This window comes from Curtobacterium sp. VKM Ac-1393 (genome assembly GCF_015350995.1).
GTDB lineage: Bacteria > Actinomycetota > Actinomycetes > Actinomycetales > Microbacteriaceae > Curtobacterium.
In genome coordinates this window covers 154,509-168,802 of sequence record NZ_JADKRW010000001.1, presented here as the reverse complement: position 1 = coordinate 168,802, position 14,294 = coordinate 154,509, and the positions used below count along the sequence as shown (strand labels likewise).

10 protein-coding genes are annotated in these 14,294 nt (G+C 69.3%); 9 read left to right on the top strand and 1 reads right to left on the bottom strand.

Annotated elements, in window-relative coordinates; genetic code table 11:
* Positions 1-4 precede the first annotated feature (4 nt).
* The 6 genes from ITJ59_RS00815 to ITJ59_RS00790 all read left to right on the top strand — a co-directional run bounded on the left by ITJ59_RS00815 (position 5) and on the right by ITJ59_RS00790 (position 6,844).
* The gene (locus tag ITJ59_RS00815; protein ID WP_194649206.1) at positions 5-1,228 is read left to right on the top strand and encodes a hypothetical protein; all 1,224 of its coding nucleotides are present in this window, start codon (positions 5-7) and stop codon (positions 1,226-1,228) included.
* Between the two features lie 10 nt (positions 1,229-1,238).
* Positions 1,239-2,426 (top strand): glycosyltransferase family 4 protein, encoded by a 1,188-nt coding sequence (locus ITJ59_RS00810; protein WP_194649205.1) that lies wholly within the window; start codon positions 1,239-1,241, stop codon positions 2,424-2,426.
* Positions 2,375-3,469 (top strand): hypothetical protein, encoded by a 1,095-nt coding sequence (locus tag ITJ59_RS00805; RefSeq protein ID WP_194649204.1) that lies wholly within the window; start codon positions 2,375-2,377, stop codon positions 3,467-3,469. Before ITJ59_RS00810 ends, ITJ59_RS00805 begins: the two co-directional genes overlap by 52 nt.
* A complete protein-coding gene (locus ITJ59_RS00800) occupies positions 3,466-4,350 on the top strand; it encodes a glycosyltransferase (RefSeq protein WP_194649203.1) in 885 nt (294 codons plus the stop codon). The genes ITJ59_RS00805 and ITJ59_RS00800 overlap by 4 nt, the downstream gene beginning before the upstream one ends.
* A 51-nt stretch (positions 4,351-4,401) precedes the next feature.
* Positions 4,402-6,198 (top strand): DUF4012 domain-containing protein, encoded by a 1,797-nt coding sequence (locus ITJ59_RS00795; protein WP_194649202.1) that lies wholly within the window; start codon positions 4,402-4,404, stop codon positions 6,196-6,198.
* Positions 6,199-6,283: 85 nt separating this feature from the next.
* Positions 6,284-6,844, top strand: coding sequence for a sortase (locus ITJ59_RS00790; protein WP_194649201.1), 561 nt, complete (start codon positions 6,284-6,286; stop codon positions 6,842-6,844).
* Between the two features lie 82 nt (positions 6,845-6,926).
* Here ITJ59_RS00790 and ITJ59_RS00785 read toward each other — a convergent pair whose 3' ends face one another.
* Positions 6,927-7,397: a VanZ family protein gene (locus ITJ59_RS00785; protein ID WP_194649200.1), complete on the bottom strand. Its 471-nt coding sequence runs from the start codon at positions 7,395-7,397 to the stop codon at positions 6,927-6,929.
* A 260-nt stretch (positions 7,398-7,657) separates the two neighbouring features.
* Between ITJ59_RS00785 and ITJ59_RS00780 the strand changes: the two genes are divergently transcribed.
* The 3 genes from ITJ59_RS00780 to ITJ59_RS00770 all read left to right on the top strand — a co-directional run bounded on the left by ITJ59_RS00780 (position 7,658) and on the right by ITJ59_RS00770 (position 14,220).
* Positions 7,658-7,987, top strand: a complete 330-nt coding sequence (locus tag ITJ59_RS00780) for a hypothetical protein (RefSeq protein WP_194649199.1) — start codon at positions 7,658-7,660, stop codon at positions 7,985-7,987.
* Between the two features lie 97 nt (positions 7,988-8,084).
* Complete coding sequence (locus ITJ59_RS00775) at positions 8,085-8,414, top strand: hypothetical protein (protein WP_194649198.1); 330 nt, start codon at positions 8,085-8,087, stop codon at positions 8,412-8,414.
* Between the two features lie 235 nt (positions 8,415-8,649).
* Positions 8,650-14,220 (top strand): Ig-like domain-containing protein, encoded by a 5,571-nt coding sequence (locus ITJ59_RS00770; RefSeq protein WP_194649197.1) that lies wholly within the window; start codon positions 8,650-8,652, stop codon positions 14,218-14,220.
* Positions 14,221-14,294 lie beyond the last annotated feature (74 nt).

Sequence of the window (14,294 nt, the reverse complement as noted above, 5' to 3'; positions counted from 1 at the left end):
CGTTGTGGGGACCACGCTCCTCGTGTGGCCGCTCCTCGGCCGGCTCCTGCCACCGGCTCCCGTCGGTCAGCTGTCGGGCGTCCTCGCGGTCAGCAGCATCCTGGCGCCGGTCGTCACGCTCGGAGCCCATCTGCACGTCGCGAACCGTCTGGCAAGGGAGCCCAGGAGGGCAGGCGGAGCGGATGGCCGCCTCGTTCGATTGCTGCTCGTTGTCCTGATCGCGGTCGCGGCCCTCGGTGTCATCGGCTTGATCTTGGCGCCCCAGAACTCGGTCCTCCGGGTCTCGGCAGTCGTCGCGGCGACGGGTTGCTCAATCCTGGGTCTCGGAGTGATCCGTGGACTGAACCGAGCCGGTCTGTACGCCGCACTGACGATCTGGTCGCAGTTCCTCTCATTGCTCATGCTCTCGATGGTCGCCGGGATCGCCGGCTCCCTCGACGCCGGTCTCATCGTCTACGTCGTCGCCTTGGTCATGGGCACGATCGTGGTCGTGCCACTCGTGAACCGACAGCCCGATGTGGACACGCAGGGCCGCGCTCTGCGCATCGGCTTGCAGTCGCTCGGTCTCGTGCCGCACCTCGTGCTTGCGGTCGCCACTCTTCTCCTTGCGAGGATCATCGTCGGACTGATCACTGGTCCGGTCGGACTCGCGGGTTTCCAGTACGCCTCGTTGCTGATCGGCGGAGTGACCACCATCGGGGCATCTCTCGACGCGCACTGGTCCACCCGGGCTCAAGCAGCGACGACTGCGTCGGAGCTGCGGAGCTTGCTCAACCGGAACCTCGTTCGGATCCAGGCAGTGCTCGTGGCCGTCGCGGCCGCAGTCGTGATCTTCGTCTTCGTGTTCCTGCCCGTCTGGCTTCCGCCCACCTACGACGCCGACGCAGTGCGGGGCGCCGTCCTGGTCTCGCTCAGTGCCGGATCGTTCCAAGCGCTCGCCGACAACAGAGCAGCGGCCCTGATGTGGCTCGGGCGGTCCGGGGCGGTGTCGGTCGGGACCATCGTCGGCGTGGTGGTCGCATCAGGGAGCTGCTTTCTGCTGGTCCTGACATCCGGCTGGGAGGCTGCGGGTGCCGGGATCGCGCTCGGCACCGCATCACGAGCGCTGGTCACCTCTGTACTCCTCCGGCGCGCGGAGCCGGCTCTTGGCCTCGACCGCCCGGCCGTGATGGCCTCGACTGCCGCGGTCGGCCTCGTCCTCCTGGCCGTTCTCCTCACGCAGATCTGAAGAAGGCGCAATGAGAATCCTGATGCTGACGAACAGCTACGTCGACCGGACCCGGGGTGGTGTCGAGCTGCACGTCTTCAACCTGGCCAAGGAGCTCGAGGCGGCCGGCCACACGGTCACGGTAGGGCGAACCAGCCCGGGAGCGAGCCAGCTCTCGGTCGATGGACCCGAATTGTGGGTCATAGACCCTCACACGACCGGGACCGAGGGGCGCGCGCGGACTCGACGGAGCACCGGAAGCGGCCGGTTCCTCTCGAATTTCCTCGCTCGCGTCCAGATCGGTCGGAGGATCGGTCGGACGCTGCAGGGAGTGGAACTGGAGAAGCGGTTCGACGTCGTCCACCACCACGACTTCGTCACGAGCGCCGTCATCGCGCGACGGCTCCGTCGCACCGGCGTCCGCCAGGTCTGGACGAATCACCTCGGAGAGTTCCTCATCCTGCGACGAATCCCCGTTGTCGGACGGTGGATCACGAGGTGGCTCACGACGCCGTTCCAAGCAGCGACAGGTCCGTCGCAGGAACTCGCAGACCAAGCCGCCGTGCGGTGTCCGATCCGTTACGTCCCCAACGGCGTCGACGTGACGACCTTCCGGCCGGCAAGTGACGTCGAGCGCCAGGAACTCCGCAACGAACTGGGCATACCTGCGGCAGAGAACGTCTGCATCATTCCCCGTCGCTGGGCTCCGAGCAAGGGTGTGGTCTTCGCCGCCGAGGCGATCACACTGCCGGAGTGGCCGACGGAGATCGCCATGGTGTTCGTGGGAGCCGGTGAGTCTGACTTTCCCGAGTATGCGCAGGAGGTACGAGGACTCCTCGCGCAAGCACGGTGCAGTGTCGCAGTGGTCGATTCGGTCGACGCCACGGGAATGGCGCGCTACCTCCGCGCGTCGGACATGTGCGTCATCCCGTCGCTCTTGGAAGCAACCAGTCTCTCTGCGTTGGAGGCGATGGCGAGCGGACTGCCGCTCGTCGCATCCGACGTCGGAGGGCTTCCCGAGCTCGTGAACCATCAGACCGGCTTGCTCGTCCCCCCGCGTTCACCGCTCGAACTGGCTGAGGCAGTGGCGCAGCTCGCCGCGCTCCCTGTCGAAGTGCGGCTCGTCATGGCGGACGAGGCGCGGCGTTTCGTCGAACGGTCGTACGCGTGGTCGAACATCGCGACCCGTATCAGCGAGATGTACGAGGAGGCATTGTGAGGATCGCATACGTGTCACACGTGAGCAGCCGGTGGATCAAGCAGCGCCCACACTTCCTGAGCGAAGCGCTCGGCCGTATCGACGGCGTCGAAATCGCCTTTTTCGACTCGTTGTTCGTCAAGCGTGGTCGGTTGATCAAGGACCAGCGTCTCGCCGTGCCGGTTCGGCACCTGCCCCTCGTCCCGCAGCGACTCCGCGACCGACTCAAGGCCGCGGATGTCCTCCTGAGCTCGGTGTCCGCGCTCTTGCTCCTCGTGCTCTGGCGGCCTCACGTCGTCGTCGTGACCCACGCGAGACATCAACGCCTCGTCCGGGTCCTGCGCGCCGCGCGGGTGCGGATCGTCTACGACTGCATGGACCTCAACCGCGAATTTTCGGATGCGACCCAAGCGGACGACGATGCAGAGCATCTGCTGAGGGCGGCGGCGGAGGTCGTGTGGTGCTCGAGTGCGGCCATCGCGGACGACGTCCGCTCGACGCACCCGGGAACGAAGACCTGGGTCGTGAGGAACGCGCTCGATCGAGCGAGCGCCGAGTCGGTGTTCGCTGCGCCCGGTGCGGTCGAGGCCAGCACAGTGCGGTACATAGGCACGGTCTCGGAGTGGTTCCGGTTCGGGGACGTCCTCGCCCTGCTCGATGCTGACCCTGATGTCCGAGTGGAACTTGTGGGTCCGACCGACGTGCGGGTCCCGAGCCATCCGCGTCTTATCGCGCTCGGTCCGAAGCCGCATGCTGAAGTCTTGTCGCTCATGGCGACGAGTGATGTCCTGGTGATGCCGTTCGAGATCACCCCACTCGTCCTCGGCGTCGACCCCGTCAAGGTGTACGAGTACGTCGTCTCGGGGCGCCCGGTCGTGTGTTCCGACTACCCGGAGCTCGCCCACTTCGGATCTGACATCTCTCGGGCTTCCGGAACGGAGTCCTTCGTGGGTGCGGTGCTGGCGAGCACAGGTACGCCACGTCGCACCCAGGCGGAAGTACGGTCGTTCGTGGACGAAAACAACTGGGACACCCGAGCTCGGTCCGCCATGGGGGCGCTGTGAGCTCAGTCGCTGTCGTCATCGTCTCCTACCGGTCGGAAGTCGCCGCCGTCGCGGCGGCGCGGTCGGTGGCGTTCGAGCCAGACGTCGTGAGCGTCACGATCGTCGACAACTCGGCGAGCGAGCAGCGACACGAGGTGTTCGTACTCGACGACCTCAGCAAACACGTCGTCGTCGTCCGGCCCGAGCGGAACCTCGGGTACGCCGGAGGCAACAACGTCGGGATTCGCGAGGCCATCACCTCGGGACACGAGTACGTCCTGGTGCTGAACCCCGACGTCGATCTGGCACCTGGCACGGTTCGCTCGCTGGTCGATGAGCTGGTGGCGTCGAGTGCGCACGTCGTGTCGCCCGCGCTCGCCGAGACGCCGAGCGGGCAGGAGACTGTCCTGCGTCGTCCGGGCTTCGACCTCCTGGTCGGTCGTGGGGTGCTCGAAGCGCCTCTCGGACGACGGTTCACCCCGACCTTCTTCGGCGCTGCCTTCCTGGCGAAGGCTCGGAGCTTCGAGCAGTTCGGCCTCCTCGATGAGCAACTGTTCTTGTACTGCGAAGAGATCGAGTTCGTCGAGCGACTCGGCAGGCAGGGCGAACGGAATGTGTTCCGCGTGGCCGAGGACGTCATCGTCCGACATGGGAGGGGCGGTACGGTCTCTCCGGGCGGCTACGACGGAGGCGCTCGGTCGACGATCGCCTACGAAGAGGCCTCGCGGTCGGTGGTCGTCTTCGGCAAGAAGTACCATCCGATCCGCGTCGGCTTGTGGATCGTCGCGCGGCTTACGATGGCGGCTGGACTGATCACGCGGAATCCGCAGGCAGCTCGAGCGGTCGCTCGTGGAGTGCGTCGGGGACTCGGCAGCCGTTCGACCAGGCCGGACCGCCTGTGAGACTCGGACGATCACGCGAGTTCGTCTTGCTGGCTTCCTAAGATGAGCACCATGTCCGACGCGCCGACCTTCAGACGCGCGCAACGCCGCTGGGCCCTGTGGGGCGTCCTCTTCGTCGTCCTGCTCGTCATCGCCGCGGTCGCCTGGGTGACGATCCGCGGGATGCTGGCGAAGCAGGACCTCGAGTCGTCCGTGGCACACGTCGACACGTTGCGGTCGCAGTTGGCGAAGGGCGACACAGCCGGGGCCCAGCGCACGGCGGCGAAGCTCGAGTCCAGCGCGGCTGACGCACGGGCAAAAACGAGCGATCCGGTGTGGGCCGTCTTCGAGCACACGCCGTTCATCGGCGGGAACCTGCGTGCGGTGCGGCAGGTATCGGCGATCGTCGACGACGTGGCGAGCGACGCCGTCCGTCCGGTCGCCGGGGTCCTGGGCGATGTGGACGTCGATGCGTTCAAGCCCGCCGACGGCAAGATCGACCTGCAGCCGCTCGTGACCGCGCAGCCGGCGGTCGCGAAGGCGACCACGGCGCTCGGCAAGGCGAACCGTGCGGCCGAGCGGATCGACACCGGTGACACCGTGTCGGCCGTGACGGACGCCGTGAACCAGCTCCGGGCCTCCTTGGCGTCCGTGTCGGAACAGGCGGCCGTCGCGGACAAGGTGGTGCAGCTGGCGCCGGCCATGCTCGGCGACGGTGGTGCGAAGCACTACCTCGTGCTGTTCCAGAACAACGCGGAGTTGCGCGCCGGGGGAGGGATCCCAGGGGCACTGGCGATGGTGACGGCGCAGGACGGCGCGATCTCGCTCGGGCAGCAGGCCTCGACGTCGGACTTCCCGCAGTCGGATGACCCGGTGCTGCCCCTCGCGACGGACACACAGGGCCTGTACGGATCGATCACGGGCGAGTTCATCCAGGACGTCACGCTGACGCCCCGGTTCGACACCTCGGCGAAGCTCGCGCGGGAGATGTGGAAGCGGCAGTACGGGCAGCGGGTCGACGGGGTGCTGTCGATCGACCCGGTGACGCTCGGCTACATCCTCAAGGCCACGGGGCCGGTGACGCTGGCGACGGGGGACCAGCTGACGTCGGACAACGCCGTGCAGCTGCTGCTGAGCGAGGCGTACGCGAAGTACCCGGACCCGACCGTGCAGGACGCGTTCTTCGCGTCGGCGGCCAGCGCGGTGTTCACGAAGGTGTCCGAGGGCGGCTTCGACCCCACGGCGTTCATCTCGGCGTTGACGACGGGGGTCGGCGAGGGACGGGTCAAGCTCTGGAGCGCCGACAAGGGCGAACAGGCAGAACTCACCGGCACGGCCATCGCGGGTGGCCTGCCGACGAGCGACACGAGTTCGCAGCAGTTCGGCGTCTACCTCAACGACGCCACCGGCGCGAAGATGGACTACTACCTCGAGAAGACCGTCTCGATTGGCAGCCAGGTCTGCCGGAAGGACGGCCGCCCGACGTGGACGGTCGAGGTCAACCTGAAGAGCACGGCCCCGGCGGATGCGGCGACGAGCCTGCCGGAGTATGTCACCGGAGGCGGTGCCTTCGGTGTGTCGCCTGGCGCAGTCCGGACAAACGTCGTGATCTACGCCCCCTCTTCAGGGGTGTACGTCGCCTCCACTCAGGACGGCAAAACGGCCGCTCCGCAGACCGCGATGGACGGCGACCATCCGGTCGCACAGTTCCAGACCACCCTCTCACCAGGGAAAAGCACGACGATCCGGATCGAGTACCTCGGTGGTCCGGACCAGGGCCGCACGCCGGTCGACGCGGTGTCGACCCCCGGAGTTCACCAGTCCGTTACAGAACCGCTGTCCACCAGCTGTGAATCCCCGGTAGATTGAGCGAACTTCGCCATCGCGCCTGCAAGCACTCGGGTTTGGTCGCACCTCCATCTGCGCGAAGCCATCAGGGTCTAGGGGACACATCATGAAGAAGATCATCGCTGCGGTCGTCCTGGCTGCTGCCGCATTCGTCGCCGTTCCGTCCGCTGCGAACGCCGCCGGCTACGTGCCCGCGTCGAACGTCAGCGTCTCCGGCTCGGCTGTCTCCGGAGGCACCGCGACCGTCGGCTTCGCCGCCGGTTCGTTCGTCGCCGACGAGACCGTCACCGTCTCGGTGACCGGCGCCGGCGCCGTCACCCTGGGCGCGCTGCCCATCACCACCGTCTCGAAGACCTACACGGCGTCGTCGAACGGGTCCGCCGCAGTCTCCGTCACGCTGCCGCAGGGTGCCTCGGGTACCTACTCGCTCACCGCGACCGGCGCCACCTCGGGCAACGTCGCGACCTCGGCTCTGACGGTCGTTCCGGCCGACGGCACCGCGGTCGTGCCGGCCGCCGCTGCCGGCACCAACGGCAACGGCTCCCTCGCCTTCACCGGTTCCACGATCTCGATGCTCGCGATCTGGGTCGCCGGTGGCGCCGTCGTCCTCGGTGGTGGCCTGCTGCTGGTCCGCGGCTCGGTCCGTCGCCAGCGCGAGAACGTCTGAGTCAGACCGCACTGCACGAAGCCCCCGGAGCGCAACGCTCCGGGGGCTTCGTCGTGTCCGGTCCGGATGAGCTGGGGGCTCTTCAGGGGCGTCGGCGGTGTGCCGCCCACGCGAGCGCCAGGACCCCCACCACAGCCCCCAGGACCGCGCCCAGGCCGTTCGCCAGGACGTCGTCGAGTGATGCGGTGCGTGCTGGCAGGAACAGCGCCTGGCCGGTCTCGATGCACGCGCTGACGACCAGCCCCGCGGCCGCGGCAGCCCACCACCAGCGAGTACCGGCGAGCAGGACCACGAGCAGGCCCAACGGGACGAAGAACACCACGTTCGACAGCGACTCGACGGTGCTGTAGCCGAACCACTCCGGCGCACCGAGGCGGTGGGCGGCCCCGATCACCCGGCCGAGCCACGGACCGGCTCCGGCGTCGACCGGCGTACCCCAGAACGCGATCAGGACCACCCCGACGCCGTAGGCGACGGCCAGCCACGTCGCGATCCGGCGGCTGCGCCCGGTGGCCGGGGCGTGCTCGGGATCGCGGGGACTGTCGGAGGTCACCCGAGAGACGGTAGCGAGTCGCGCCTCCAGGCTGGCTCCGCAGCCATCCGTACCCCGTGAGCGGTCGATCCGGAAAGCGAGTACCCCGATCCCCGGCCTGTACCCCGGAAAGACGTCACACCGCCCCGGAAAACCAGGGTTCGCCGATGTGCCGCATTGACGAAACCCGTGAATCAACGGGCCTCGCTGGCGGTTCGGCCCGTGGTTCTCGTAGCGTTCTGGTGTCAGCAGATGTACCCCGGATCGTGAAGGAGAGCGACATGAGCATCACCGTCAGCAACGCGACGCAGGCCGAGGTCACCCTCGACACCGACACGGTCGACACCATCGCGATCCTCGAAGCAGATGCAGCCACCGCGAGCCGCCCCACCCGCGCCAAGGTCACCTGGGTGCAGGAAGACCAGGGCGAGTGGATCGCCGGCTACGGCGGGTACTTCGGCGGCAGCGTCGACAAGCGCGACGGCCGCTACGTCGCCTCAGACACCTTCGGTCTCGTCGTGGGCGACTTCGCGTCGCTCGAAGAAGCACAGACCAAGCTCGAGGACCAGCTCCACGTGATGCTCCCGTCGGTCATCCGACCGGTCGAGTGACACCTGCCCAGTCCGCACCACCACGCACCACCACGCACCATCGGCGTCCGCGACGTCGGCACCACCAGCACGCAGCCCCGCCCGAAGGAGCACGACCATGAGCATGACCGCCGACCACCCCCAGCAGGCCGAAGTCACCCTGGACACCCGGACGATCGAGGTCATCGCCGAGATCGAGGCCCAGGTCGTCGCCTCGACGGATCCCGCCCGTGTGCACGTCAGCTGGGCGCAGCCGGACAGCGGCCTGTGGGTCGCCAACTACGGCGGGTACTACGGCGGCACCGTGGACCGGCAGGGCACGCACTTCTTCGTCGCCGACACGTTCGGCGAGTACGTCGGTGACTTCCGGACCCTCGACGAGGCGAAGGGCCGGTTGGCCGAGCGGCTGCACGTGCTGCTGCCGGACGTGATCCGACCGACTGCCTGACGCGCTCGCCCCCTGAAACCCCACCGGATCCCGGTGGGGTTTTCCTGTGCCCCGAGCGGGTGACGCGGGACTGCGAGCCTCTACCCCCACAACGAGTGGTCCCCCCTATTGGGGACCCGTCGTGACCCCAATCCGGTGTCGAGACCTGCCAGTATCGACCCAGCGCCACCGACCGTCCTCCCTGATCCGACGGCCGTGGTCCAGGCGCTCGCATCGTCTCGACCCGGAAGTGATCATGCTGCCTGCACACCAGGGCACCGCTGTGCCCCGACGCCGCTTCGGCGTCCGAACCGTCGCCATGTTCGGCGCTGCGCTGCTCGTCGGCGCCGGTCTCTCCACGACCACGGCGGTCATCGCCGCCGAGCCGGCCTCAGCCGTCACCGCCACGTCGAACGGCGCACTGGTGTGCGACCAGAACACGCTCTACGCGATCGACAGCACGGGCAAGGTCGTCGCCGTGGACATCACCACGGGTGACTCCAAGGGCACGACCGCCGACGTCACGAACCTCGGCACCGGAGCCAACAACGGCCTCGGCATCTCGCGCGAGGGCGTCTCGATGTTCGCCGCGTCGAACAACGTCAGCGCCACGCTCCGGCAGTACAACCCGAAGGACGGGACCGCGTCGGACCCGATCACGACGGACCAGAAGCGCGTGGTGATCCGCGGTGCGGTGAACCCGAAGGACGGCATCTACTACTACGGCGACAACACCGGGTGGCTCGGTGCCTACGACCCCGCCACGAGCACCTACCTCGGCCAGGTCGGACAGATCAACGGCCTGAAGTCCGGCAACGGCGACTTCGCGTTCAGCTCGCGCGGCCTGTTCTTCGTCGTCGCGGCCGACACGGTCTACCGCGTGAACACCGACCAGGTCCCGAGCACCTCGGGCACCACCGCCATGACGACCACCGCCATCGCGACGCTGCCGGCGGGCACCAGCAGCCCGGGCATCGCGTTCTCGTCCGACGGCTACCTGTACGTGTCGAACACCGTGACGGCGAACAACGTCTCGACGACCACGATCTACCAGCTCGACCCCACCTCGGGCGCACAGGTCCGCAGCTTCCCGATCGTCGGCAACTACGCCGCCAGCGACCTGGCCAGCTGCAACTACGCCGACACCGTCACCGGTGAGGCGAGCGTCGACCAGCGCTGGAACACGGGGGACCAGTTCGGCCTCGCCATCACCGGCGGCGGCATCGACGCCACGAAGAGCGGCAACTCGGCCACGACGACGGGCCAGTCCACCGGCACACAGTCGCAACGCGCCGGCGCTGTCCTGAGCACGCCGAACAAGGACTACACGGTCACGCAGACCGCAGCGGGCACCACCGACCTGGCGAACTACGACACGTCGTGGGTGGCACGGAACCAGACGACCGGTGCGGTCGTCGCCAAGGGCTCCGGGAACACCGGTACCTTCACGTTCCCCGCGGCCACGACCGCCGACGGCACCGACGTGATGGTGACCTTCACCAACACGCTCAAGGCCGTGCACATCACCACCACCTCGGACACGGCTTCCACCCCGAACGGCACGAAGCTCACGAAGTCCGCATCGCAGGGTGTCCTGGCGAACGACAGCGGCACCGGCCTGTCCGTCGTGTCGAACACCACCCCGGCCCACGGCACGGCGACGGTGAACCCCGACGGCTCGTACACGTACACCCCGGCCGACGGGTTCTCGGGCACGGACACCTTCCAGTACACGGCGAAGGACTCCTCCGGACAGACGTCGACCAGCACGGTGACGATCACCGTCGCGCCGCAGGGCACCGACGACGCGTTCAGCGTGCACACCGGTCAGGTCGCGACCGCGGACGCGAAGACCGGGCTGCTCGCCAACGACCACGGCACAGGCCTGACGGTCACGGGCAACACGAAGCCCGACCACGGCGACCTGACCGTCGAGCAGGACGGTTCGTACTCGTACACGCCGACCGCCGGCTACTCCGGCCCGGACTCCTTCACCTACACGGCGAAGGACCGCGACGGTGCGGTGATCTCCGGCACGGTCACCATCACGGTGCTGCCGACCGCGGTCGCGGACACCATCACCGCGACGGCGGGCTCGCCGACGAGCGGCAGCGGCAGCGGCACGAGCGGCACCGGCACCGGCGCGCCCGGCACCGGCTCCGCCCCGGGCCTGCTCGCGAACGACCGCGGCGCGGACCTGACGGTCACGGGCACCACCAAGCCGTCGCACGGTGACGTCGTCGTCGGCAAGGACGGCAGCTACACCTACACCCCGGCCACCGGCACCTCCGGCCCGGACTCCTTCACGTACACGGTGACCGACGGCAACGGGGGCACCGACACCGTCACCGTGACGGTGAACGTGGCCCCGCTCGCGAAGGACGACACCGTCCGCGTCGCCGCCGGCACCACGTACACCGCCGACACCCGCGCCACCGGTGTGCTCGGCAACGACCTCGGTACCGGCCTGACCGTCTCGTCGAACACGAAGCCGGCCCACGGCGACCTGTCCCTCGACACGGCCACCGGCGCGTTCACCTACACGCCCGCCGACGGCTTCTCCGGCACGGACTCGTTCCGGTACACGGCGAGCGACTCCTCCGGCGCACCGACGACCGCCACGGTGACCATCACGGTCAACCCGACGATCGCGGATGACACCGCGACGACGAACGCCGGCACCCCGGTGACCGTCGACGTCCAGCACGACGACCGTGGTTCGGACCTCGTGACGACCATCGTCACCGGCCCGGCGAACGGCACCGCCGTGGTGGCCGAGGACGGCTCCGTCGACTACACGCCGGCAGACGGGTTCTCGGGCACCGACTCGTTCACCTACACGGTGACCGACGGCCACGGGACCACGACGCAGCCGGCGACGGTCACGGTCACGGTGGTGCCGGTCGCGAACGGCGACACGGTGTCGACGAAGGCCGGCGAGGCGCTGACGATCGCGCCGGGGACGCTCACCGCCAACGACGCGGGGACGAAGCTGACCGTGACGGACGCCGCGGCCGACGAAGACACCGTGGGCGACGTCGCGATCGACCCGGCCACCGGCGTCATCACGTACACGCCGAAGCCCGGGTTCTCGGGCACCGACACCGTCATCTACACGGTGCGTGACGACTCCGGTCAGACGACCACCGGCACCATCACCGTCGTCGTCGGCCCGATGGCCACCCCGGACACCGCGACCGCCACGGCCGGCACCACGCTGACCGTCGGCACGGACGGCGACGACCGCAAGGGTGTGCTCGCGAACGACGCCGGCACGAAGCTGACCGCCACCGTCGACCTCGAGCCGTCGAACGGCGAACTCGAGCTCGCGAAGGACGGTTCGTACACGTACATCCCGAACGACGGCTTCTCCGGCACGGACACCTTCACCTACACGGCGACGGACCCGTCCGGCGGGACCACCACCGGTGTCGTGACCATCCTGGTCAAGCCCGGCACCGAGCCGGACGCCATCACCGTGCGGGCCGGCGGCAGCACCACGGTCACCTCCGCCGACCTGACCGACAACGACCACGGCACCGGCCTGTCCGTGCTCGACATCCCGGTCGGCAAGAGCGGCACGAACGGCACCGCGGTCCGGAACGACGACGGCACCGTCACGTACACGCCGAAGGCCGGTTTCTCCGGCACGGACGAGTTCACGTACACGGTCCGCGACCGCGACGGCAACACGAACACCGGGACCGTCACGGTCACCGTCACCCCCGTCACGACGGGCGGCTCCGCGACGGTGGACGCCGGCGGCAGCACGACGGTCCCCGCGGACAAGGGCGTGCTCGACGGCGCCATCGGCACCGACCTGCAGGTCACGGACAACACGGACCCGTCGCACGGTGACGTCGTCGTCGACAAGGACGGTGGCTACACCTACACCCCCGAGCCCGGCTACTCCGGTCCGGACTCGTTCGACTACACCGTCACCGACGGCTCGGGCGGCACCACGACCGGCACCGTGACGATCGTCGTCGCGCCGAAGGCCGTCGCCGACACCGCGACCACCACGGCGTCGACCCCGGTCGACGTCGCGGTCACGGGCAACGACTCCGGCACGAAGCTCACCATCACCGCGGTCACCAAGCCCGGCAACGGCGACGCCGCGATCACCGGGGGCGGAGCCGCCACCGGCACCGTCACCTACACGCCGAAGGACGGCTTCTCCGGCACGGACACGTTCACCTACACGGTGACCGGCCCGACCGGCGGCACCGCGACGGCGACCGTCACGGTGACGGTCACGCCCGTCGCCGTCGCGGACACCCTGCGCACCGGAGCCGGCACCGCGCTGGCGATCGCGGGCACGACGCTGACGGCCAACGACCACGGCACGACGCTCACCGTCACCGGCCACGGCACCGCCGCGCACGGCGACGTGACCGAGGGCGCCGAGCCCGGCTCGCTCGTGTACACGCCGAAGCAGGGCTTCTCCGGCACGGACACGTTCACCTACACCGTCACGGACGGCTCCGGTCAGACCACCATGGCGACCGTCACCGTCCTGGTCGGGGTCGCTGCCAAGGACCAGTGGCACACGATGTCGACGAACGGCGTGATGCGCATGTCGGCCGCCGACGGCGTGCTCGTCGGCGACTCCGGCACCGGGCTGTGGGCGTCGATGGGTGCGAAGCCGCAGCACGGGCGCCTCGCGCTCGCGAAGAACGGCTCCTACGTCTACACGCCGCCGTCCGGCTGGTCCGGCCGCGACTGGTTCACCTACGCCGCCAACGACTCCGAGGGCAGCAGCGCCCAGGCCTTCGTGGTGATCGACGTCACCCCGACCGCGAAGGACGACAAGGCCAGCACCACCGCCGGCAAGACCGTCACCGTCGCGGGTCCGGGCGTGCTCGGCAACGACCAGGGCACCGACCTGACGGTCGTCAGGACCGGCAAGGCAGCCCACGGCAGGGTCTCGATCGCCGCGGACGGCACGTTCGTCTACACCCCGGCGAAGGGCTTCTCGGGCACCGACACCGTGACCTACCGGGCGCAGGACGCCTCGGGTCAGCGGGTCGACGCCACCGTCACCGTCACCGTCGGCATCGCCGCGACGAAGGACTCCGGCCGCACCACCGCCGGCACCCCGATCGCCCGTGACGCCGCCCACGGCCTGCTCGCCAACGACCAGGGCACCGGCCTCACCGCCGCCCTGGCGCGGAAGCCGGCCGACGGCACCGTCACGGTCCAGCCCACCGGCGCGTACGTCTACACCCCGGCCGCCGGCTTCACCGGCACGGACACCTTCACCTACACGGTGACGGACGCCTCGGGGCAGACCACCACCGCCACCGCGACGATGACGGTCGTCGCCGCCGCGGTCGCGAAGGACGACTCCGCCACCGGGACCGTCGGACACCGCGTCACGATCGACCCGCTCGCGAACGACTCCGCCAGCGGCGGCGCCACGTTCGACCGGGGCACGCTCCACCTGATCGACCCGTCGACGAGCAAGTCCGTCGACCGGGTGGTCGTCGACGGTGAGGGCACCTGGACCGTCCGCGACGGCAAGGTCGTCTTCACCCCGGCGACGGGCCACAGCGGCACCGCGTTCAACGGCACCGCGTTCATCGGGTACGGGGTGACGGACAGCAACGGCCAGGCCGTGCGGGCGACCATCACGGTCACCTACCCGGTCGGCGTCGCGGCCGTCCTGCACACCGCGGAGCTCGCGTTCACCGGCGCGACCGGCCTGGTCGGCCTCGGCCTCGCCGCGATCGCCCTGCTGCTGGCCGGCCTGCTGCTCGTGACGCGTCGCCGCCTCGCGGCGGGCATCGCAGCCGCCCCGGGGATCCGCCGCAGCGCGCGTCCCTGACCAGGGGCACCGGACGGGAGGCCCGGATCACGTCAGCCGACAGGCGGACGTGATCCGGGCCTCCCGTCTTCCTG

Bases quoted from the DNA above. Each gene is read 5' to 3' on its own strand.
- ITJ59_RS00810 (WP_194649205.1), top strand. From the start codon at position 1,239: ATGAGAATCCTGATGCTGACGAACAGCTACGTCGACCGGACCCGGGGT.
- ITJ59_RS00795 (WP_194649202.1), top strand. From the start codon at position 4,402: ATGTCCGACGCGCCGACCTTCAGACGCGCGCAACGCCGCTGGGCCCTG.
- ITJ59_RS00790 (WP_194649201.1), top strand. From the start codon at position 6,284: ATGAAGAAGATCATCGCTGCGGTCGTCCTGGCTGCTGCCGCATTCGTC.
- ITJ59_RS00780 (WP_194649199.1), top strand. From the start codon at position 7,658: ATGAGCATCACCGTCAGCAACGCGACGCAGGCCGAGGTCACCCTCGAC.
- ITJ59_RS00775 (WP_194649198.1), top strand. From the start codon at position 8,085: ATGAGCATGACCGCCGACCACCCCCAGCAGGCCGAAGTCACCCTGGAC.
- ITJ59_RS00770 (WP_194649197.1), top strand. From the start codon at position 8,650: ATGCTGCCTGCACACCAGGGCACCGCTGTGCCCCGACGCCGCTTCGGC.